Raw genomic sequence first — 22,973 nt, 5'->3', positions numbered from 1 at the left:
GTCACGGTGGCGCGGGACCAACGCCCAATCAGCTCCTAAACTGATTCAACGCAATCGTGAGGTTGCCTGATGAGCACTTCAAACACTTCGCCGGCACCAGTGAGCCCTTATCTCGTCCTGGGCGCCGCAATCGTGCTGCCGGCAAGCGGTCATGTCATTCTTGGCGTACCGGTGCGCGGATTGCAGTTCCTTTTCTTCATGGTGATCCTCGCGTGGGTGACCGCCAAGATTTCGCCGCCGGATGCCAGCTTCGTCGGCCGTCACGCCGGCGGCTTCCTGATCTATGCGCTGTCGATCCTCGACGCCTACAAGATCGCTCGTATCCGTACCGCCAAATGGGCTCATAATGCACGATCGGACGGCGATGATACGCGGAGCGGCATTGAGCCACATACGTAACCAGAGGAAAATTTTTTTCATCCCATTGAATTCGGTGATTTCATTCGGTACATCATCTCTAGTCACAAACGTCGGGAGGCTGACATGTGCGGAATCGTTGGACTTTTCCTGAAGGACAAGGCGTTGGAGCCGAAGCTCGGCGCGATGCTGTCGGAGATGCTGGTATCGCTCAGCGACCGCGGCCCTGACAGCGCCGGCATCGCCATCTATGGCGCGACGTCAGGCAACGAGGCCAAGATCACCATCCAGTCGCCGAAGCCGGAACGCGATTTCCGCGGCCTGGACGCCGAACTCGCCAAGGCTCTCGGAGCGCCAGTCAGCATTGCGGTGAAATCGACCCACGCGGTGGTCAGGACCGCGCCCGACAAGGTCGACGCGGCGCGTGAAGCCCTCCAGTCGCTGAGACCCGACATCCGCATCATGGGCGCCGGCGAAGCGGTGGAGATCTACAAGGAGGTCGGCCTGCCCGAAGCCGTCGTCGATCGCTTCGACGTGCGCAAGATGACCGGTACGCATGGCATCGGCCACACTCGCATGGCGACGGAATCGGCGGTGACGACGATGGGCGCGCATCCCTTCTCGACCGGCGCCGACCAGTGCCTGGTGCACAATGGTTCGCTGTCCAATCACAACAATGTCCGCCGCGAGCTGGTGCGCGAGGGCATGAAATTCGAAACCGAGAACGATACCGAAGTTGCGGCCGCCTACCTTTCCTCGCAAATGGCGCATGGCAAGAACCTCGGCGAGGCGCTGAAAGGCACGCTCTCCGACCTGGACGGTTTCTTCACCTTCGTCGTCGGTACCAAGAATGGTTTTGGCGTGGTGCGCGATCCGATCGCCTGCAAGCCCGCCGTGATGGCCGAGACCGACCAGTATGTCGCCTTCGGCTCGGAATATCGCGCGTTGACCAAACTGCCCGGCATAGACAATGCGAGGGTCTGGGAACCGGAGCCCGCAACCGTCTATTTCTGGGAGCATTGAGTTCATGCCGGCAACCTCCAAGGCAATGCGCGACAGCCATGCGCGCGTCTTCGACCTCGACATCCTGTCGCTGCGCGAACTCAACCAGGCGCTGCACAATCTGGCTCCCGGTTCGAACGAGACGGCGTGGGAAGTGCTCAACCCGAAAGGCAGCCATTCGGTCGCCGTCGGCGTCGACCTGCCCGTCAGCATCGATGTGCGCGGCAGTGTCGGCTATTACTGCGGCGGCATGAATTCGGGCAGCACGATCACCGTGCACGGCTCGGCCGGCCCGGGCGTCGGCGAGAACATGATGTCGGGTTCCATCGTCATCAAGGGCGACGCCAGCCAGTATGCCGGCGCCACCGGCAAGGGCGGGCTGCTGGTCATCGAAGGCAATGCCTCCTCGCGCTGCGGTATCTCGATGAAGGGCATCGACATCGTCGTGCACGGCAATATCGGCCATATGTCGGCCTTCATGGCGCAGTCCGGCAACCTCGTGGTGCTGGGCGATGCCGGCGACGCGCTGGGCGATTCCATCTACGAGGCGCGGCTCTTCGTACGCGGCAAGGTCGACAGCCTGGGCGCCGACTGCATTGCCAAGGAGATGCGGCCCGAGCATCTGGAGTTGCTGCAGGGCCTGCTCGATCGCGCTGGCGTCACCGGCGTCAAGCCGTCGGAGTTCAAGCGCTACGGCTCGGCGCGCACGCTCTACAATTTCAATATCGACAACGCCGACGCGTATTGAGGCAGCATGACCTATCGCAACCCGCCGACGACGCCGCGCAAATCAGCGACTTTCGACGACTACACGCTTTCCGAAATCCGCCGCGCCGCCGCGACCGGCATCTACGATATCAGAGGTGCCGGCGCCAAGCGCAAGCTGCCGCATTTCGATGATCTTCTGTTCCTCGGCGCCTCGATCTCGCGCTATCCGCTGGAAGGCTACCGCGAGCGCTGCGACACGTCAGTCGTGCTGGGGTCGCGCCATGCCAAGAAGCCGATCGAGCTGAAAATTCCGATCACTATCGCCGGCATGAGCTTCGGCTCGCTATCCGGCCCGGCGAAAGAAGCGCTCGGGCGCGGCGCGACGCTGGCGGGCACCTCGACCACGACCGGCGATGGCGGCATGACCGAGGAAGAACGCGGCCATTCCAAGCAACTGGTCTATCAATACCTGCCGTCGCGCTACGGCATGAACCTGCGAGACCTGCGCCGTGCCGATGCGATCGAAGTGGTCGTCGGCCAGGGCGCCAAGCCCGGCGGTGGCGGCATGCTGCTCGGCCAGAAGATTTCCGACCGCGTCGCCGAGATGCGGACGCTGCCGAAGGGCATCGACCAGCGCTCGGCCTCGCGCCATCCCGACTGGACCGGCCCGGACGATCTCGAGATCAAGATCCTCGAACTGCGCGAGATCACCGACTGGGAAAAGCCGATCTACGTCAAGGTCGGCGGCGCCCGCCCCTATTACGACACGGCGCTTGCGGTGAAAGCCGGCGCCGACGTCGTCGTCGTCGACGGCATGCAGGGCGGCACGGCGGCGACGCAGGAAGTGTTCATCGAAAATGTCGGCCAGCCGACGCTCGCCTGTATCAGGCCAGCCGTGCAGGCGCTGCAGGATCTCGGCATGCATCGCAAGGTTCAGCTCATCGTCTCCGGCGGCATCCGCAACGGCGCCGATGTCGCCAAGGCGCTGGCGCTCGGCGTCGACGCGGTGTCGATCGGCACGGCGGCACTCGTGGCGCTCGGCGACAATGATCCCCGCTGGGAGGCGGAGTACAACGAACTCGGCACCACGTCAGGCGCCTATGACGACTGGCATGAGGGCAAAGACCCTGCCGGCATCACCACGCAGGATCCGGAACTGATGAAGCGGGTCGACCCCGTGGCCGCCGGACGCCGGCTGGCGAACTATTTGAAGGTGATGACGCTGGAGGCGCAGACCATCGCCCGCGCTTGCGGCAAGAACAGCCTGCACAATCTCGAACCCGAGGACCTCGTCGCATTGACGATCGAGGCAGCCGCCATGGCCGGCGTACCGCTGGCCGGCACCAACTGGATACCGGGGAAGAACGGCTTCTAGAACACACCCAAAGACATAGCGAGGAACTATAATGGGGAACGATCTCGCCGCATTCGCCAAAGAGAACGGCGTCAAATATTTCATGATTTCCTATACGGACCTGTTCAGTGGCCAGCGTGCCAAGCTGGTGCCGGCGCAGGCGATATCAGACATGCAGAAGGATGGTGCCGGCTTCGCCGGCTTTGCCACCTGGCTCGATCTGACGCCGGCGCATCCCGACATGCTGGCGGTGCCGGATCCGACCTCGGTCATCCAACTGCCGTGGAAACCGGAAGTCGCCTGGGTCGCCGCCAACTGCATCATGGACGACAAGGAGGTCGGCCAGGCGCCGCGCAACACGCTGAAGCGGCTGATCGCCGAGGCAGCCGCCGACGGCATGCACGTCAAGACCGGCGTCGAGGCCGAGTTCTTCCTGATCTCGCCGGACGGCAAGGCGATCTCCGATGAATACGACACGGCATCGAAGCCTTGCTACGACCAGCAGGCGGTGATGCGCCGCTATGATGTCATCGCCGAGATTTGCGATCATATGCTGGCGCTCGGCTGGGGCGCCTACCAGAACGACCACGAGGACGCGAACGGCCAGTTCGAGATGAACTGGGCCTTCGACGACGCGCTGCCGACCGCCGACAAGCACTCCTTCTTCAAGTTCATGGTCAAGTCGATCGCGGAAAAGCATGGGCTGCGCGCGACTTTCATGCCCAAGCCGTTCCAGGGCCTGACCGGCAATGGCTGCCATGCCCATATCTCTGTGTGGGACGAGACCGGCAAGACCAATGTGTTTGCCGACAACTCGATGGAACTCGGCCTCTCGGCCAAGGGCAAGAACTTCCTCGGCGGCATCATGAAGCACGCTTCGGCGCTTGCCGCGATCACCAATCCGACGGTCAATTCCTACAAGCGCATCAACGCGCCGCGCACCATTTCGGGCGCGACCTGGGCGCCGAACACGGTGACCTGGACCGGCAACAACCGCACCCACATGGTGCGCGTGCCGGGGCCGGGCCGCTTCGAACTGCGCCTGCCCGACGGCGCGGCCAACCCGTATTTGCTGCAGGCCGTCATCATCGCCGCCGGCCTCGACGGCATCCGCTCCAAGGCCGATCCCGGCAAGCGCTACGACATCGACATGTACCAGCTCGGCCATACCGTCACGGATGCGCCGAAACTGCCGCTCAACCTGCTCGACGCGCTGCGCGAGTTCGACCACGACAAATCGCTCAAGGCGGCGCTGGGTGAGGAATTTTCGTCGGCATACCTAAAGCTGAAGCACCAGGAATGGAATTCCTATGCTTCGCACTTCACGCAATGGGAGCGCGACCACACGCTGGACATCTGACCTCCAACGCGTAGGGCGAGCGGCCTTGGAATGATTTTATGAAATACTCGATTTTCTCGCTCGCCCGCGCCGCCCTTTCCGGCCACAAGAACTGGCAACGCACCTGGCGCGACGCCGCCCCGAAGGATCGCTACGACGTGGTGATCATCGGCGGTGGCGGCCATGGGCTCGCCACCGCCTGGTTCCTGGCCAGCGAGTTCGGCATCAAAAATGTCGCGGTGCTGGAAAAGGGCTGGATCGGCTCCGGCAATGCCGGCCGCAACACCACCATCATCCGCTCCAACTACGGCCTGCCCGGCAATACCGGCTTCTACGAATTGTCGATGAAGCTGTGGGAGCGGATGGAGCAGGACCTCAACTACAACGCGATGGTCAGCCAGCGCGGCGTCATCAACCTCTACCACTCCGACGCGCAGCGCGACGCCTATGCGCGGCGCGGCAACACCATGCGCATCAACGGCATCGACGCCGAACTGCTCGACCTGGCCGCGGTCAAGAAGATGATCCCGTTCCTGAACTTCGACAATGCGCGCTTTCCCGTGCAGGGCGGGCTGCTGCAACGGCGCGGCGGCACGGCGCGGCATGACGCGGTGGCCTGGGGCTACGCCCACGCTGCCAGCGAACTCGGCGTCGACATCATCCAGAATTGCGAAGTCACCGGCTTTGTCAGGGACGCCAACGGCAAGGTGACCGACGTCGAGACCTCGCGCGGCAGGATCGGCGCCGGCAAGGTCGGCATGGCGGTGGCCGGCTCTTCGTCGCGCGTCGCTGCGATGGCCGGCCTGCGGCTGCCGATCGAAAGCCATGTGCTGCAGGCCTTCGTCTCGGAGGCGATCAAACCGCTCATTCCCGGGGTCATGACATTCGGCGCCGGCCATTTCTATGTCAGCCAGTCCGACAAGGGCGGGCTGGTCTTCGGCGGAGACATCGACGGTTATAATTCCTACGCCCAGCGCGGCAACATGCCTGTCATGGAAGATGTCTGCGAGGGCGGCATGGCGCTGATGCCGATGATCGGACGCGTGCGCCTGCTGCGCCAGTGGGGCGGCATCATGGACATGTCGATGGACGGCTCGCCGATCATCGACAAGACTCCGGTCGACGGGCTCTACCTCAACGCCGGCTGGTGCTATGGCGGCTTCAAGGCGACACCCGGCTCAGGCTTTGTCTTCGCCCATCTGCTCGCCCGCGATGAATCGCATCAGGAGGCCGCCCGCTTCCGCCTCGACCGGTTCCGGTCTGGCGCTGTCATCGACGAAAAGGGCCAGGGCGCCCAACCGAACCTGCACTGAAGGCGGCTGGAACCATGCGCATCACCTGTCCCTTCTGCGGCGAACGCGAACTCGGCGAATTCACCTACCTCGGCGACGCCAAGCCGGTGCGGCCGGCACCTGGAGCATCGGAAGACGAGGTCTACGATTACGTCTATCTGCGCGACAATATCGCCGGCGTGATGGACGAGAACTGGTATCACGGCAGCGGCTGCCGAGCCTGGCTGAAGGTCACTCGCAACACGCTGACACACGAGATTTCGGCGGTCGAACCGGCCGCTGGTGCTGGGGCGAGGCAGGTTGCGAAATGAATATCTTCTGTCAGGTTGGCGCTGCCCCTCATCCGCCTGCCGGCACCTTCTCCCCGTATAGTGACGGGGAGAAGGGAGCTGGCTGCTACTTCGGCGCCCATTCTGCAGCGTCGATGATCGGCGAAACCACCGACGAAGACGTCCTTCTCCCCGTCACTATACGGGGAGAAGTGCCCGGCAGGGCGATGAGGGGCAGCGCCGACCTTCCGATTGTGAGGCGTGCATCGTGACTTCCTTTCAACCCAATCGCCTCACCTCAGGCGGTCTCGTCGACCGCTCCGCGAAGCTGAATTTCCGTTTCGACGGCAAGAGCTTCTCCGGTTTCAAGGGCGACACGCTTGCCTCGGCGCTGGTTGCCAACGGCGTCAAGCTGGTTGGCCGCTCGTTCAAGTACCATCGCCCGCGCGGCATCCTGACCGCGGGGTCCGAAGAGCCCAACGCACTGGTGGAACTGCGCAGCGGTGCACGGCGCGAGCCGAACACCAAGGCGACGACGGCGGAGCTCTATGAAGGGCTCGACGCCGCCAGCCAGAACCGCTGGCCGTCGCTCGGCTTCGACGTGATGTCGGTCAACCAGCTGTTCGCGCCGATCTTCGTCGCCGGTTTCTACTACAAGACCTTCATGTGGCCGGCGAAGTTCTGGGAAGCGATCTATGAGCCGGCAATCCGCCGCGCCGCTGGCCTCGGCCGCGCCGCGGGCATCGCGGATCCCGACCATTACGACAAGGCGTGGGCGCATTGCGACGTGCTGATCGCCGGCTCAGGCCCGACCGGCCTCGCGGCCGCCCTCGCAGCAGGCCGCAGCGGCGCCCGCGTCATCCTGTGCGAAGAGGATTTTGTCGTCGGCGGCCGCCTGCTCGCCGATGGCGGCACGATCGACGGCATGCCGGCGGCCGAGTGGCTTTCACGGACGCTGGCTGAACTCGGCTCCCTGCCCGACGTGCGCATCATGACGCGCACGACGCTGTTCGGCGTCTATGATGGCGGCACCTATGGCGCGATCGAGCGTGTCAACGACCACCTGCCCTCGCCGCCGGAGCACCAGGTGCGCCAACAACTGTGGCGGATCGTGGCCAAGCGCTGCGTCGTCGCGGCAGGCGCGCTCGAACGGCCAATCGTCTTTGCCGGCAACGACACGCCAGGCGTGATGATGGCGTCCGCCATGCGCAGCTATATCACCCGTTACGCCGCGGCACCGGCCAAGCGCATCGCGCTGTTCACCAACAACGAGGATGGCTGGCGCACGGTCGAGGCGGCACTCGGCGCCGGGCTGCAGGTCGCCGCCGTGATCGATGCGCGCGCGGAAATCTCGCCCGAGCACCGCTCGCTTGCCACCAAGGGCGGCTTTGCCATCCTGCATGGCTCCGTCAGCGGCATCGATGGCGGCAAGAATGGCGTGCGCAAGATTTCCGTCTCGCTCACCGGCGGCGCGCGCGCCGAAGTGGAAGCCGACGGGCTTGCCGTTTCCGGCGGCTGGAACCCGGCGGTCGGGCTCACCTCCTATCATCGCGGCCGGCCGAAATGGCGCGATGACATCGTCGCCTTCGTGCCCGACGGCGCGCCTCCGGGAATGGTCGCGGCTGGTGCCGCCAACGGTGCGTTCGGACTTGGCGCCTGCCTGCGCGAAGGATTTGCGGCGGGCGCGGCGGCGGCACGCGATGCCGGACACGGCAAAGGTTCAGGTTCCACGCCGGTCGCCGATGACGAGGCCTTTTCGCTCACACCGCTGTGGCATGTCGCCGGCAAGGGCAAGGCTTTCGTCGACCAGCAGCACGACGTCACCGCATCGGATATCGAGCTGGCGCAGCGCGAAGGTTTTGAATCGGTCGAGCACCTGAAGCGCTACACCACGCTCGGCATGGCGACCGACCAGGGCAAGACCTCGAACGTCGCTGGCCTCGCGATCATGGCGGCGGTCACTGGCAAGTCCATTCCAGAGACCGGCACGACAATATACCGGCCGCCCTATGTGCCGGTCGCCATCGGCGCCTTCGCCGGCCATCATCGCGACGACACTTTTCACGCGACGCGGCTGACGCCGTCGCATCACTGGGCCGCCGAACAGGGTGCGATCTTCGTCGACACCGGCCTCTGGAAGCGTGCGCAATGGTATCCGCGCGTCGGCGAGAAGGACTGGCTGGAATCCGTAACCCGCGAGGTCAAGGCAGTGCGCAGCGGCGTCGGCTTCTGCGATGTCTCGACACTCGGCAAGATCGACGTGCATGGCGCTGACGCCGGCGCGTTCCTCGATCGTGTCTACATCAACACCTTCTCCAACCTTGCGGTGGGAAAAGCGCGCTATGGGCTGATGCTGCGCGAGGACGGCATCGTCTATGACGACGGGACGACCTCGCGGCTGGCCGAGGACCACTATTTCCTGACCACCACCACGGCCAAGGCCGGGCTGGTGATGCAGCATCTCGAATTCTGCCGGCAGGTGCTGTTTCCGGAACTCGATGTGCAGTTGACCTCGGTTTCCGACCAATGGGCCCAATTCTCGATCGCCGGACCCAAAACGCGCGACCTGTTGAAAGAGATCGTCGATCCATCGGAAGATCTTTCCAACGAGGGTTTTCCCTTCATGGGCGCACGCGAAGTCGCGTTGCGCGGCGGCGTCAAGGCGCGGCTGTTCCGCATCTCCTTCTCCGGCGAAATGGCGTTCGAGATTTCGGTGCCGGCGCGCTACGGCGAGGCGATGGCCCGCAATCTGATGATTGCGGGCAAGCCGTTCGGCGTGACACCTTACGGCACCGAGGCGCTCGGCGTCATGCGCATCGAGAAGGGTCATGTCGCGGGCCCGGAACTCAGCGGCACAACGACCGCCGCCGACCTTGGCCTTGGCAAGATGATGTCGACCAAGAAGGATTTCATCGGCCGCGTCATGGCCGGCCGCGAGGCGCTGGTCGCAGCGGATCGGCAGGTCGTCGTCGGCATCAAGCCGACCGACAAGGCGCGGCGCCTGCGTTCGGGCGCGCACATCATTCCGAAGGGGCAGACACCCGGGCCTGATAACGACCAGGGCTACGTCACCTCGGTCTGCTTCTCGCCGACAGCAGACCAATGGATCGGGCTTGCCCTTGTCGAGCGCGGCCGCGAGCGTCTCGGCGAGATCGTGCACGCGCACGATCCGCTGCGCGGCGAAGACTATGACGTCGAGATTTGCAATCCCGTCTTCTACGATCCGGATGGAGGGCGCCAGCGTGGCTGAGTTTTTCTGGGAAACCCGCAGTCCGCTCGACCGCGCGCTGGTTTCGGGACCGTATGGCGCGCATGGCGAGGCCGGCGTCACCCTGACCGAAATCCGCAATTTCGATCTCGTCCAGGTGATGGCGCGACGCGGCAAGGCGGCCGAGATGGCCAAGGCCGCCAAGGCGCGCTTTGGGCTTGCTGCGCCAGAAACACCGAAGACGGCTGGAGCAGCCGAAGCCACGCTCATCTGGTCGGGACCGGATCAGTTCTTCGTGCTGTCGAAAGGCGGCAGACATCAGATGGAGTCGCTGTCCCCGGTTTTCGCGGCCTCGGCTTCGCTGTCGGACCAGTCACATGCGCGGGTGTTGATCAGAATTTCCGGCCACAAGGCGCGCGCCCTGCTCGCCAAACTGGCGTCGATAGATCTGTATCCGGCGACGTTCCCGGTCGGAGCCGCGGCAGCCACCTCGATGGACCACACCAGCGTCACGCTGTGGCGCGGCAATGATGCGCCGGACGGCCAGGCCGTGTTCAACGTCCTGGTGTTCGCGACCTTCGCCGAAAGCCTGTGGCACACGATGCTGGACTCGGGTGCCGAGTATGGAATCGAGATCGGGCATTCGGAGGACTTGGCGTAGCACCGCGCTTCTACCGCCGCCTTGCCAAACTCCGCTCCGCTGCTATTCTTGGTGCTAAAATAATTTCACGCACAGGCAAACTTGTTTCTCGAACCGCAAGGCTGAGATGAGCCAGTCGCCCTACCCCGCCGTGACAGCCGGACCGCCCAGGCCAAGCCTGATCCTGCGGCCCGGCCAGATCGCGCTGCCGGCCGGCATGGAGCGCTATACCGTACAGGGCAACGGCGCGGTGCTGATCGAGGTCGAGGCCCGCGATACGATCACGGTACGCAATGTCGAGGGCGGCCAGGCCTGCGAGTTGCTGGCCTGGGACAAGTCGGGCGTCACCGACCCCGGCATTCTCGGCGAAAAATCGAACAGCAATGCCGCCGGCATCAAGGCGCTGCTCGCCGAGGGCGACGACAGTCTCGGCACACTGCGCCGCGGACTTGAGCGTCGCCAGGTTCAGCTCGACCAGGCCAAGGCTGTGCGCGTGTTTGGCGGCGCCACTCCGGCCGGTGCCGAGCAGGCATTCGCGATAGCGCGCGATGGTGCGATGCTGATTGCCGCGCCCGGCGGGCCGATGCTGGTCGACGGCCACGACACGGCGACGCCGCTCAGCGTCATCGTGCGGCGCAACACGATCCGCCTGAAAGCAAAATCCCGGCTTGCCGATCCACTGGCCGATCCGATGCTCGATCTGCGCATTCATTCGGCGACGGCCGAATCCTATTTCGTCAAGGCGGGCGACTATCTGCAGATCATCGACGTCGATGGGCGCCAGTGCACCGACTTCCAGTGTTTCTCGGCACGCAAGCTGGATAAGGGGCTCGACCATCCGCTCGACGTCACGACGACGCGCACGCTGATGGGCGCGAGCTATCCGATGCCCGGCCTGCATTCCAAATACTATGACCAGGACATGGAGCCACTGGTCGAGGTGGTGCAGGACACATGCGGCCGGCATGACGCCTTCGCGCTCGCCTGCGCGGCGAAATATTACGACGACATCGGCTATCCCGGCCACACCAACTGCTCGGAGAATTTCAACCGCGCGCTCACCGGCAAGGGCGTCAATCCCCGCGCCGGCTGGATGGCGATCAACTTCTTCTTCAACACGGCGATCGACGCCCATGGCGTGATGGTGTCGGACGAGCCGTGGTCGCGGGCCGGCGACTATGTTCTGCTCAGGGCGCTGACCGACATCGTCTGCGTCTCCTCCGCCTGCCCCGACGACACGACGCCGGCCAATGGCTGGGACCTGACCGACATCCACGTTCGAACCTATTCCGGCCAGCACAAATTCTCGCGAGCGATCGCCAGACGCATGACGCCCGATTCGGAACCGAAAATGACCCGCGAGACAGCCTTTCATTCGAGCTTTGCCAAACACACGCGCGACTTCGTCGAGTACAGGGGCTATTGGCTGGCCAACTCGTTCGCCAAAGAAGGGGCTATCGCCGAATACTGGGCCTGCCGGCAGGACGCGGTGATCATGGACCTGTCGCCGCTGCGCAAATTCGAGGTCACCGGTCCGGATGCCGAAGCGCTGCTGCAATACACGCTGACGCGTGACGTCAAGAAGCTCGGCGTCGGCCAAGTCGTCTACTCCGCCATGTGCTACGAGCATGGCGGCATGATCGACGACGGCACGCTGCTCCGGCTCGGCAAGGACAATTTCCGCTGGGTCGGCGGCGACGATCTGTCCGGCGAATGGCTGCGCGAGACCGCCAAGAAACTTGGCCTCAACGTGCTGGTGCGCTCGTCCACCGACCAGATGCACAACATCGCCGTGCAAGGGCCAAAGAGCCGCGACATCCTGAAGGAGGTTGTCTGGACCTCTCCGGTGCAGCCCTCGATCGAGGAACTCGAATGGTTCCGCTTCGCCGTCGCCAGGATCGGTGGCGGCAATGGCATTCCGATCGTCGTCTCGCGCACCGGCTATACCGGCGAACTCGGCTATGAGATCTGGTGCCATCCGCGCGACGCCGAAAAGGTCTTCGACGCCATCTGGGAAGCCGGCCAGCCGCACGGACTGAAGCCGATGGGCCTGCAGGCACTCGACATGGTGCGCATCGAGGCCGGGCTGATCTTCGCCGGTTACGAATTCTCCGACCAGACCGATCCGTTCGAAGCCGGTATCGGCTTCACCGTGCCGCTCAAGAGCAAGACCGACGACTTCATCGGCCGCGAGGCGCTGATCCGGCGCAAGGACCATCCGCAGACGAAGCTGGTCGGCCTCGACATAGACAGCAACGTCGCCGTCGGCCATGGCGACTGCGTCCATGTCGGCCGCGCCCAGATCGGCGTCGTCACGTCGGGCATGCGCTCGCCGGTGCTCGGCAAGACCATCGCGCTGGCGCGGCTCGACGTCACCCATGCGGCAGTCGGCACGGAGGTCGAGATCGGCAAGCTCGACGGCCATGCCAAGCGGCTGCCGGCGCGGGTCGTGGCCTTTGCCCATTACGATCCGCAGAAGACCAAGCCGCGCTCCTGACCTGCCCTTTTTGGGTTCGCAAAGCGCCCGCCGGCCACGCCGCCGGACACTTTTTCATCCACGCGCGCAAGCGTGATGTGCACGGCTTCACAAATCGCTTGACGTGAAAGCGCGCCGGATTGATCTTCACTCCTAAGAAAAAAATACGACTGAGTGGAAACACGGCGGCCGGAACGATCATTTGCCGGGGAGCAAGCTTCGCGTAGCCGAGGCATCGCTGGCGGGGAACATCGAAAAAGGGGAACTCATCGACATGAGCACGATAAGTACGGTCCTGGACCAGCCTGCCGAAAGCAAGCTGCTCAGGCATATCGACTGGCGCGGCGCCTTCTGGGTGGCGAGCGGCGTTCCGGCGCTGGTTCTGTTCTCGATCGGCGGCATTGCCGGCACGACGGGAAAGCTGGCCTTCCTGATCTGGACGGTGTCCATGATCATGGGCTTCCTGCAATCCTTTACCTATGCCGAGATCGCCGGCCTGTTTCCGAACAAGTCCGGCGGCGCCTCGATCTACGGCGCCACGGCCTGGCTGCGCTATTCCAAATTCATCGCGCCGCTTTCGGTGTGGTGCAACTGGTTCGCCTGGTCGCCGGTTCTGTCGCTCGGCTGCTCGATCGCCGCCGCCTATATCCTCAACGCGTTGGCGCCGGTGCCGCTGTTCACCGAGACCTCGCCGGATGTCGTCGCCTATATCGCCGCGCACGCCGGAACGGTTCCCGCCGACGCCATCACTGCGGTGACGGCCGCGGCGACGCCGGCGATCCGTAACTGGACGCTGTGGAGCCACACGCTGGGTCCGGTCTCGTTCACGCTCAACGCCACCTTCTTCATCGGCGCGGTGCTGATGCTGATCATCTTCTCGATCCAGCATCGCGGCATCCTGGGCACCGCCAGCGTGCAGAAATATATCGGACTGCTGGTCATCATCCCGATGCTGATAGTCGGCGTGGTGCCGATCTTCACCGGCCAGATCGACTGGTCGAACTTTTCGCCGCTGGTGCCGCTCGCCGCCGCCTACGCGCCCGAGCCCGGCTCCTGGAACATCGCCGGCTGGACATTGGCGCTCGGCGGCATGTTCATCGCCGCGTGGTCGACCTATGGCTTCGAAACGGCCGTCTGCTACACGTCGGAGTTCAAGAATCCCGGCACCGATACGTTCAAGGCCATCTTCTATTCCGGCCTGCTGTGCATGCTTTTGTTCATCCTGGTGCCCTTCACCTTCCAGGGCGTGTTGGGCCTGAACGGCATGCTGGCAACGCCGATCGTCGACGGCTCCGGCGTGGCCGATGCGCTGGCCGGCATGGTCGGCGGCGGCAGGCTGATCCACAGTCTTCTGGTGATGCTGATGATCCTGGCGCTGGTGCTCTGCATCATGACGGCGATGGCCGGCTCGTCGCGCACGCTCTACCAGGGCTCGGTCGACGGCTGGCTGCCGCGCTATCTCAGCCACGTCAACGAGCACGGCGCTCCGACGCGAGCCATGTGGACCGATCTCTGCTTCAACCTGGTCGTGCTGGCCATCGCGTCGGCCGACGCGACGAGCTTCTTCTTCATCCTCGCCGTGTCGAATTGCGGCTACATCATCTTCAACTTCCTCAATCTCAACGCCGGCTGGATCCACCGCATCGACAACGGCCATATCGCACGGCCATGGAAAGCGCCGAGTTGGCTCTTGGGGATCGGGGCGATCTTCGCCTATGTCAACGCCATCTTCATGGGCGCAGGCGCCAAGGTGTGGAACCCGATGGCGCTGTGGGCGGGGCTGATCACGGCCGCGCTGATCATCCCGGTGTTCTGCTTCCGCCACTACATCCAGGACAAGGGCAAATTCCCCGACCACATGCTGGCCGACCTCGGCATGGCGGGAGCCGACCTTTCGATCAAAAAGGCGGGCATGCTGCCCTATCTGACGCTGGTCGCCGGCGTGGCGGTCATGCTCATCGCCAATTGGGTGTTCGTCATCTGATGGTCTGACCGCCAGGCGGGCCAAGCCACTGCATCAAGAAAAACCGGCCGGTCGCAAATCGACGGGCCGGTTTTTTTCTTATTCGGCCGCCAACGCCAGTTGCGGACGTTCGATGCCTTCGATCGCTTCCGGCTCCGGCGCCTGTTCGTCGGTCTTCGCCTTCTTGGGCTCGCGGCCGAAGAAGAGCGCATACCCCGCCGGCAGCACCAGGATGGTCAACACGGTAGCGACCATGATGCCGCCCATCATGGCGTAGGCGAGCGGCCCCCAGAACACGGCACGCGAGATCGGGATCAGCGCCAGCACCGCGGTCATCGCCGTCAGCACGATCGGCCTGAAGCGGCGCACCGCCGAGCCGATGATCGCCTCGGAACGGTCCATGCCCCTGGCAATGTCCTGATCGATCTGGTCGACCAGGATGATCGAGTTGCGCATGATGATGCCGAGCAGCGCGATGACGCCGAGGATGGCGACGAAGCCGAACGGCGCGCCGCTGATCAGCAGAGCGGCGGCGGCACCGATGATGCCGAGCGGACCGGTGGCCAGCACCAGCATCGCCTTGCCGAAGTTCTGCAGCTGGATCATCAAGAGCACGACGATGATGGCCAGCATGATCGGCGCCTTGGCGGCGATCGAAGCCTGGCTTTCGGCCGAATCCTCGGCCCCGCCCTGGATCTCGATCTTGTAACCAGGCGCCAGGCCGTCACGCAGGCCCTGCATGTCCTTGTACATCTTGGTGACGACGTCGTTGGACTGCACGCCGTCGGGCAATGTGGCGCGCACGCTGATCGTCGGCAGGCGGTCGCGGCGCCACTCTATGCCCTGCTCCATCACCGGCACCACCTTGGCCACCTGCGACAGCGGCACGAAGCCGCCGAAATCGGTCGGGATATAGACCGAGTCGACCGACGACAGCAGGCTGCGGCTGGCATCCGGCTCGCGGGCGACGATGGACACCGTCTCCTCGCCATCGCGGAAATCGTCGAGCGGCGCGCCCGACATCGCGGCCTGCAGCATCTGGCGGATGCGCTGCGAGGTGACGCCGAGCGCACGGGCGCGATCCTGGTCGATGACCAGTTTCATCGCCGGAACAGGCTCCAGCCAGTCGTCATGCACCGCGCCGAGCAGCGGATTCTGCCGGAACTTCGCCTTCACCTGGTCGGCGATGCGGCGCACCTCCTGGCGGTCCGGACCCATGACGCGCATCTGCACGGGCCAGCCGGTCGGCGGTCCGAGGAACAGGCGGTCGACCTTGGCGCGGATCGATGGGAAATCCTGCGCCAGAACCGTGCGCAGCTTGACGATCAGCCGTTCGCGCGCCGGCTCGTCATTGGCCATGACAAGCATCTGGGCGAAGTTCGGATTACGCAGCTGCTGGTCGAGCGGCAGGAAGAAGCGCGGGGCGCCCTCGCCGATGTAGGTGGCGATGAAACGCTTGTCCTTGTCGTCCATCATCTTGGCTTCCAGGGCCTTGGCCTGTGCCTCGACCTCCTTGATGCTGGTGCCTTCCGGCAGCCAGAGGTCGACGAGGATTTCGGGCCGAGACGATTGCGGGAAGAAATTCTGCGGGATGAACTGGAACGCCCACAGACTGGTGCCGAAAGTCACCAGCGTCATCACCAGGACGATGATGCGGTGGCGCACGGCCCAGCCGACCGTGGCGCGCAGCCGACGATAGAAGCTCGTGTCGAAGGCGTCGTGATGGCTGCCGGCATGCTTGCGCTGCTTCAGGATCATATGCCCCAGCCACGGCGTGAAATAGACGGCCACGAACCACGACACGATCAGCGCGATGCCGACGACATAGAACAGGGTGCGCACATATTCGCCAGCCGTCGAAGCGGCGAAGCCGACCGGGATGAAGCCGGCGGTGGTGATCAGCGTGCCGGTCAGCATCGGGAAGGCGGTCGAGGAATAGGCGAAGCTCGCCGCCTCGATCTTGACCAGCCCCTCCTCGAGCTTCCGCTCCATCATCTCGACGACGATCATGGCATCGTCGACGAGCAGGCCGAGCGCGATGATCAGCGCGCCCAGCGAAATGCGCTGCAGGTCGATGCCGATCTCGTACATGATGGCGAAGGTGGCGGCGAGCACCAACGGTATGGCGATGGCGATCACCAGGCCCGAGCGCCAGCCGATCGACAGGAACGAGACGACGAGCACGATCAGCAGCGCTTCGCCAAGCGCATGCATGAATTCGCTGACGGCATCCCTGACGACTTCAGGCTGGTCGGAAATCTGGTCGACCGAAACGCCATAGGGCAGCGCTTCCTCGAAGCGCTTGTAGGTCGCCTCGACATCCTTGCCGACGTCGGTGACTTTAAAACCCTTTGCCATGACGACGCCAAGCTGCACGCTGTCGTGACCATTGAAGCGGTATTTGCGCTGGAAGGGGTCTTCCAGCCCCGAAGTCACGGTGGCGATGTCGCCCAACCGGGTGACCTGGCCGCCGGCGCGCAGGCGCAGTTCGCGGATGTCGGCCGCCTTGGCGACGTCGCCTTCGACCGAAATGCGCACCGAATTGACGCCGGTGTCGACGGAGCCCGCGGGGTCGACGTTGTTCTGGCCCTTGATCGCGTTCTGCAGGTCGGTCAGCGTCAGGCCGCGTTCGGCCAGCGCCTTGGACGAGACATCGATATAGAGTTTTTCCGGCTGGTCGCCGATGATGACCGCCTTCTCGACGCCAGGCGTCGTCAACAGCATATCGCGCGCCTGGATGGCGAACTTCTTCAGCTCCGGATAGGAGAAGCCGTCGCCGCTGATCGAATGCAGCGTGATGAAGGTGTCGCCGAACTCGTCGTTGAAATACGGACCGAGCAGGCCCTGCGGCAGGTCGCCCTGGATATCGCTGACCTTCTTGCGCACCTGATAGAAGGCGTCCTTGACTTCTTCGGCATTGGTGTCGCCCTTGATCTGGACAGTGATGATGGCGCTGCCGGCTCGGGTGAAGGAACGCACGAAATCGAGATGCGGCGTCTCCTGCAATTTGCGCTCGATCTTGTTGACGACCTGGTCTTCCATCTCCTGGATCGACGAGCCCGGCCAGATCGCCTGCACGACCATGACGCGGAAGGTGAAGTCGGGATCCTCCTTCTGGCCCATGCGCATCAGGCCGAGCGCGCCGGCGATGATGATCAGCCCGAACAGGAAGCGCGCAATCGAGGGATGGCCAATTGCCCAACGAGAGAGATTGAAGGGCCGCTTTTCTTCAGTGGAGGTCGTCATCGGTGCTGGTCCACTTTGCTTGGTTGCCGGCGCCATTGTGCTTCGAGGAAGGTGCTCCGAAGAAGCGCGGCGCGCGAAACGAAATTATCTGCGTTCGGTACTGGTTTCCGGGCGGCGTCACTCTTCGAGCGGAGAGACACTCATCGCGGTGGGACGCGAGGATCGATGCGGGGGTACATCGGTCTTGACGTCTCGACCTTTCGGGCACGCCGCCCGGAAACCTGCGGCCGCGGGAACGCGCGGCCGACCTGTCTGTCGTCAGCGCAACTGGCTGGCTTCCCCGCCCTCGGCCGAGGCGGACTGCTGTGTGATGCCGCCGGCGAGCTTCACCTTCAGGTCCTCGGTCATGAACTGCGTTCCGGCGGCGACCACGATATCGCCCGGTTTCAATCCCTCCGCGACACGCACGCCGTCGGCGGCGAACTCGGCGACCTTGACCGGACGGGCATGAACCGTGTCGGCGCCACGATCGACGGTCCAGACGATCGACTGGCTGTCTTTCTCGGCGAGCGCACTGAGCGGGATGGACACGAGCTGCTTTTCATTAGCCGCCGACGCTTCGATATTGGCGGTCATCCCGAGTAGCACGCGCGGATCGTTGGGCAGGCTGACGCGGACGGCAAAGGTGCGCGACTGTGGATCGGCGCTGCCGGCGACCTCGCGAACCTTGCCGTCGAGCTTCAGCCCATCGTCTGACCAGAAACCGGCCTTGACGTCCTTGCCCGGCTTGAACTGCGCGATCTCCATTTCCGGAACCGCGATCAGAACTTCCTTTTCGCCATCGACCGCGACGGTAACCACTGGCGTGCCCGACCCGACCACTTGGCCGACATCGGCGTTGACCGCCGTGACGATGCCGTCCCTGTCGGCCTTGAGGTCTGTATAGCCGACCTGGTTCCTGGCCTGGGCAAGGGTCGAGCGGGCGGAGTCGCGTGTGGCGACGGCCTGGTCATAGGTCAGCGTCGCCTGTTCAAGCTGCGATTTCGGCGCGAAGTTCTTGGCGAATAGCTGCTCGGCGCGCTTGCGGGCGAGTTCGACGGTTTCAACCTGCCGTTCGGCGGCATCCAGCGCGGCCTGCGCGCTCTTGACCGACAGGTCGTAGTCTGACGGATCGATGCGGGCGAGAACATCGCCAGGCGCCACGCGCTGGCCGATGTCGACGAGACGCTCGGTGATCTTGCCGTTGACGCGGAAACCCAGCGTGCTCTCGGTGCGGGCGCGCACCGATCCGGAATAGGACAGCGTGCGGGTATCATGCGCCTGGGCGATCTCGACGACCTTGACCGGGCGGATGATGTCCTTCACCTCCGCTTTTTCCTGCGAGCAGCCGGCGAGCCCAAGCGATGCGACGATCAGGCCGGCAACTGGCAGCTTGCGAAGGATGGAACTGGGCAAAAACATCGTGATACTCCCGACTGGAGACGGACTGTCGACACCGGCACCGGCTGGCGGCGGCTATTTCAAGGCTCTGATTGCGTAATCGATGAGGTCGTCGGGCATCGCCCGATTGGTCTTGGCGAGGCACTGCGCCACCATCTGCGGATGGCACAGGATGACGGTGGCGGCACCGAAACAGCGCGACGCGGTCACCGGGTCCTGTTTCCTGAACTCGCCGGCCTCGATACCCTCGCGGATCACCTCGGCGAAGAGATCGTGGATGCTGTCGACATGCTTGTCGATGACGCCCCAATCGCGCTCAAGGGCGACGATGACCATCTCGTGCACCTTCTGGTCGTCGAGCATCACCTCCATCGTCATCTTGTACTGTGCATGCACGTAGCGCCGCAGCCTCTCCTCGGCGCTGACCGGCAGGTGCATGATCTCGTAGGCCATGTTGTAGCTGGCGCCGAGCATCCGGCCACAGACGGCCTGGTGGATTTCGACCTTGGAGGCAAAGAAACGATAGATGTTGGCCGGCGACATGCCGAGTTCGCGGGCAATGTCTGCGACGTTGGTCTTGCCGTAGCCATAGTGCCGGAACAGGCGCTCGGCGCAATCGAGAATGCGCGTCACATTTTCCTGTCGGGCGACGTCGGCGACGATGTTGGCGGCTTCGGACATAGCTCTCTGTCAAATAACGAGTGACGAATTTCGATTTTCATCACTCGTAAATCGAAACGATCGGGATGTCAACGAGAATTCGGCGTACGCGTACGACAGGTGACAGATGGTGACAGGCAATAGACGTCACAAGGCGCCCTCAGGATGCGGGCCTCTGAAAATAATTCTCTCGAAAGGCCGCCGGACGGATTCAGGCGACCTTGGCCATTTCCCGCAGCCGGAATTTCTGGATCTTGCCGGTCGAGGTCTTCGGTATCTCGGCGAAGATCACCGCTTTCGGCACCTTGAAGCGGGCGAGCAGACCGCGGCAGTGCTCGATGATCTCGGCCTCGCTCGCCTGCATCCCCGGCTTCAGTTCGATATAGGCGACAGGCACCTCGCCCCATTTGTCGTCATGACGTGCGACGACGCCGCAGGAGGCGATGGCGGGATGCTTGTAGAGCGCATCCTCGACCTCGATCGAGGAAATGTTCTCGCCACCGGAGATGATGATGTCCTTGGAGCGGTCCTTGAGCTGGATGTAGCCGTCGGGATGCATGACGCCGAGATCGCCCGAGTGGAACCAGCCGCCGACGAAAGCCTCGTCCGTCGCCTTGCGGTTCTTCAGATAACCCTTCATGACGATGTTGCCCCGGAACATGACTTCGCCGATGGTCTCACCGTCGGCGGGTGTTTCGGCCATGGTTTCGGGATCCATCACCGTCAGGCCTTCGAGCGCGGCATAGCGCACGCCCTGCCGTGCCTTCTTGCCCGCCCTCGCCCCTTTGTCGAGCGCGTCCCAAGCATTGTGCCATTCGTTGACCACGGCGGGACCATAGGTTTCGGTCAGACCGTAGAGATGGGTGACGGCAAAGCCTGCGTCCGCCATGCCCGACAGCACGGCTTCGGGCGGAGGGGCGGCGGCTGTGTTGAAGGTGACCGTCTGCGCAAACGCGCGCTTGTCTTCCTCCCTGGCGTTGATCAGCACCGACATGACAACCGGCGCCCCGCACAGATGCGTGACGCCGTGGTCCGCGATGGCGTCATAGATCGGCTTCGGCCGTACCCAGCGCAAGCAGACATGCGTGCCGGCCTGGACGGCGAGCGTCCAAGGAAAACACCAGCCATTGCAATGGAACATCGGCAAGGTCCAGAGATAGACCGCGTGCTTGGCCATGCCGGCATGGATGGTGTTGGTGTAGGCCATCAGCGCCGCACCACGGTGATGGTAGACGACGCCCTTGGGATTGCCCGTCGTGCCCGACGTGTAGTTGAGCGAGATGGCGTCCCATTCGTCGTCGGGCATCGACCACGTGAAATCCTCGTCGCCGCCAGCGACAAAATCCTCATAGTCCGACGTGCCGACCCGCTCGCCTTTCGGATAGGGCGCGTCAGCGGCGTAATCGGGATCGTCGTAATCGATGACCAGCGGCTTGACCTTGGCCAGACCGAGCGCCTCCCGCACGACTCCGGAAAACTCGCGATCGACGATGAGCACCTTGGTCTCGGCGTGGTCGAGTTGGAAGGCGATGACCGCGGCGTCGAGGCGCGTGTTGAGCGAGTGCAGCACCGCCTTGGTCATCGGCACGCCGAAATGCGCCTCCAGCATCGGCGGCGTGTTCGACAGCATGACCGTCACCGTATCGCACTTGCCGATGCCGTGCTTGGAAAGGGCCGAGGCGAGCTTCAGCGAGCGGCGCCAGAAATCGCGGTAGCTGATGCGCTGGCTGCCATGGATGATGGCAATGTGGTCGGGATAGGTTTTCGCCGCGCGCTCCAGATAGGTTAGCGGCGTCAGCGGCTGGTGGTTGGCGGCGTTCCTGTCGAGATCCTGTTCGTAGGGATTGGCCATCCCGTCCTCCCCAAAGTCTTTTCGAGCTTTCTAGCCCCGGGTTCGTCGTCACGCTATCCCCCTGAAGGGCTGAGAATGCTATACTGCGCCGACTTGCTGGAATGGTGATCTCGATCGAGCCGCCCCGGCAGAAGATTCCTTCCTGCCCATCCAAATTTGACTTTTGTCGAGAGCCGTGACTAATGTCAGCCAAGGAGGCGGCATGGCGATCCGACCGGCAGAACAGCTCATCCACAAGGCGGCCTGGCTTTACTATGCCCATGGGCTTCGCCAGGACGAAGTGGCCCATCAACTCAACATTTCGCGCGCTTCCGTCGCCATGTATCTGCGCAAGGCGCGCGAGACGGGGATCGTCAACATCTCGACCTCGACGCAGCTCTTCACCGACGACGTCATGGCGCGCAGGCTGGAAGACGCCCTGAAGCTCGACGCCGTCTGGCTAGCGCCGGAAAGCGCCTATCTCGCCGACCCCTCGACCGATATCGCGGTGCTGGCGGCAAGCGTCTTCCTGGAACTCGTCAGGAAAGGCGATCGCATCGGCGTCGCCTGGGGCCGCACCGTCTACACGATCGCCGACATCATGTCCTATGCCGACCTGCAGGACGTCACCGTGGTGCAGCTCTGCGGCAATCTCGGCGCGCCGTATTCCTACCGGCCCGACCAGTGCACCATGGAAATCGCGCGGCGGCTCAATGCCAAGGGCCTCAACTTCTACGCGCCTCTGGTGCTGTCGACCGAGGAACTGGCGCAAGGCCTGCGCGCCGAGCCGGTAATCCGCGACCAGCTTGCCGGGATCAGCGACTGCGATCTTGCGCTCTACTCCATCGGCGCGGTCGATGCCGACAGCCATCTGGTGAAGTGCGGCGCGCTGACGGCAGCCGAGATGGCGGCACTGCGCAGGGAAGGTGCCGCCGGTGTCATTGCCGGGCAGATCATCGACGCCGGTGGCGAGTTGCTCGACTGCAGCTACAACCGGCGGGTCATCTCGGCTGGGCTTGCCTCACTGCGCGTCATCGAGAAGCGGCTGATGGTCGTGCAGGAAGACAGTAAGTTCGAGCCGCTGCTCGCGGCCATCGCCGGCGGCCTCTGCACGCATCTGGTGGTCGGCGCACGCATGGCGCAGCGGCTGCTCGATCATGCCGGAACGTCAGCAGAAAAGGCATCCTGAAAACCAATCCTTTGCCGACGCATCGTCATCAAGGCGTCGTGGCATTCCTGTTTCACCAT

General features: G+C 63.8%; 16 protein-coding genes. 12 read left to right on the top strand and 4 right to left on the bottom strand.

What is annotated here, in order from left to right; genetic code table 11:
• The first annotated feature begins 69 nt into the window (after positions 1 to 69).
• The 11 genes from FJW08_RS27650 to FJW08_RS27595 all read left to right on the top strand — a co-directional run bounded on the left by FJW08_RS27650 (position 70) and on the right by FJW08_RS27595 (position 14,629).
• The gene (locus FJW08_RS27650; RefSeq protein ID WP_140813094.1) at positions 70 to 399 is read left to right on the top strand and encodes a hypothetical protein; all 330 of its coding nucleotides are present in this window, start codon (positions 70 to 72) and stop codon (positions 397 to 399) included.
• An 84-nt stretch (positions 400 to 483) separates the two neighbouring features.
• On the top strand, positions 484 to 1,380 hold the full coding sequence (locus tag FJW08_RS27645; protein WP_140813093.1) for a glutamine amidotransferase family protein: 897 nt from the start codon (positions 484 to 486) through the stop codon (positions 1,378 to 1,380).
• A gap of 25 nt (positions 1,381 to 1,405) precedes the next feature.
• Complete coding sequence (locus FJW08_RS27640) at positions 1,406 to 2,107, top strand: GXGXG domain-containing protein (protein WP_224614240.1); 702 nt, start codon at positions 1,406 to 1,408, stop codon at positions 2,105 to 2,107.
• A gap of 6 nt (positions 2,108 to 2,113) precedes the next feature.
• A complete protein-coding gene (locus FJW08_RS27635) occupies positions 2,114 to 3,442 on the top strand; it encodes an FMN-binding glutamate synthase family protein (protein ID WP_140757640.1) in 1,329 nt (442 codons plus the stop codon).
• Positions 3,443 to 3,473: 31 nt separating this feature from the next.
• Positions 3,474 to 4,781 carry a type III glutamate--ammonia ligase gene (gene glnT / locus FJW08_RS27630; protein ID WP_140813091.1) on the top strand — a complete coding sequence of 436 codons (1,308 nt, stop codon included), beginning with the start codon at positions 3,474 to 3,476 and terminating at the stop codon, positions 4,779 to 4,781.
• Between the two features lie 38 nt (positions 4,782 to 4,819).
• On the top strand, positions 4,820 to 6,073 hold the full coding sequence (locus FJW08_RS27625) for a sarcosine oxidase subunit beta family protein (RefSeq protein WP_140813090.1): 1,254 nt from the start codon (positions 4,820 to 4,822) through the stop codon (positions 6,071 to 6,073).
• Between the two features lie 14 nt (positions 6,074 to 6,087).
• Positions 6,088 to 6,363 carry a sarcosine oxidase subunit delta gene (locus FJW08_RS27620; protein WP_140813089.1) on the top strand — a complete coding sequence of 92 codons (276 nt, stop codon included), beginning with the start codon at positions 6,088 to 6,090 and terminating at the stop codon, positions 6,361 to 6,363.
• Between the two features lie 226 nt (positions 6,364 to 6,589).
• Positions 6,590 to 9,571: a sarcosine oxidase subunit alpha gene (locus FJW08_RS27610; RefSeq protein WP_140813088.1), complete on the top strand. Its 2,982-nt coding sequence runs from the start codon at positions 6,590 to 6,592 to the stop codon at positions 9,569 to 9,571.
• Positions 9,564 to 10,190 (top strand): sarcosine oxidase subunit gamma, encoded by a 627-nt coding sequence (locus FJW08_RS27605; protein WP_140813087.1) that lies wholly within the window; start codon positions 9,564 to 9,566, stop codon positions 10,188 to 10,190. Before FJW08_RS27610 ends, FJW08_RS27605 begins: the two co-directional genes overlap by 8 nt.
• Before the next feature lie 106 nt (positions 10,191 to 10,296).
• A complete protein-coding gene (locus FJW08_RS27600; RefSeq protein ID WP_140813086.1) occupies positions 10,297 to 12,666 on the top strand; it encodes an aminomethyltransferase family protein in 2,370 nt (789 codons plus the stop codon).
• Positions 12,667 to 12,919: 253 nt separating this feature from the next.
• Positions 12,920 to 14,629: an APC family permease gene (locus tag FJW08_RS27595; RefSeq protein ID WP_140813085.1), complete on the top strand. Its 1,710-nt coding sequence runs from the start codon at positions 12,920 to 12,922 to the stop codon at positions 14,627 to 14,629.
• Positions 14,630 to 14,707: 78 nt separating this feature from the next.
• On the opposite strand, the gene FJW08_RS27590 is transcribed toward FJW08_RS27595, so the two are convergent.
• The 4 genes from FJW08_RS27590 to FJW08_RS27575 all read right to left on the bottom strand — a co-directional run bounded on the left by FJW08_RS27590 (position 14,708) and on the right by FJW08_RS27575 (position 21,746).
• The gene (locus FJW08_RS27590; RefSeq protein WP_140813084.1) at positions 14,708 to 17,854 is read right to left on the bottom strand and encodes an efflux RND transporter permease subunit; all 3,147 of its coding nucleotides are present in this window, start codon (positions 17,852 to 17,854) and stop codon (positions 14,708 to 14,710) included.
• A gap of 258 nt (positions 17,855 to 18,112) precedes the next feature.
• Complete coding sequence (locus tag FJW08_RS27585; protein ID WP_140757649.1) at positions 18,113 to 19,255, bottom strand: efflux RND transporter periplasmic adaptor subunit; 1,143 nt, start codon at positions 19,253 to 19,255, stop codon at positions 18,113 to 18,115.
• Between the two features lie 54 nt (positions 19,256 to 19,309).
• Positions 19,310 to 19,915, bottom strand: coding sequence for a TetR family transcriptional regulator (locus FJW08_RS27580; RefSeq protein WP_140757650.1), 606 nt, complete (start codon positions 19,913 to 19,915; stop codon positions 19,310 to 19,312).
• A 190-nt stretch (positions 19,916 to 20,105) separates the two neighbouring features.
• The gene (locus FJW08_RS27575; RefSeq protein WP_140813083.1) at positions 20,106 to 21,746 is read right to left on the bottom strand and encodes an acyl-CoA synthetase; all 1,641 of its coding nucleotides are present in this window, start codon (positions 21,744 to 21,746) and stop codon (positions 20,106 to 20,108) included.
• A gap of 202 nt (positions 21,747 to 21,948) precedes the next feature.
• Here FJW08_RS27575 and FJW08_RS27570 point away from each other — a divergent pair, with 202 nt between their 5' ends.
• A complete protein-coding gene (locus tag FJW08_RS27570; protein WP_140813082.1) occupies positions 21,949 to 22,914 on the top strand; it encodes a sugar-binding transcriptional regulator in 966 nt (321 codons plus the stop codon).
• The last annotated feature ends 59 nt before the right edge of the window (positions 22,915 to 22,973 follow it).

This window comes from Mesorhizobium sp. B3-2-1, from assembly GCF_006439515.1.
GTDB lineage: Bacteria > Pseudomonadota > Alphaproteobacteria > Rhizobiales > Rhizobiaceae > Mesorhizobium.
This window is presented reverse-complemented; position numbering and strand designations above follow the sequence as displayed.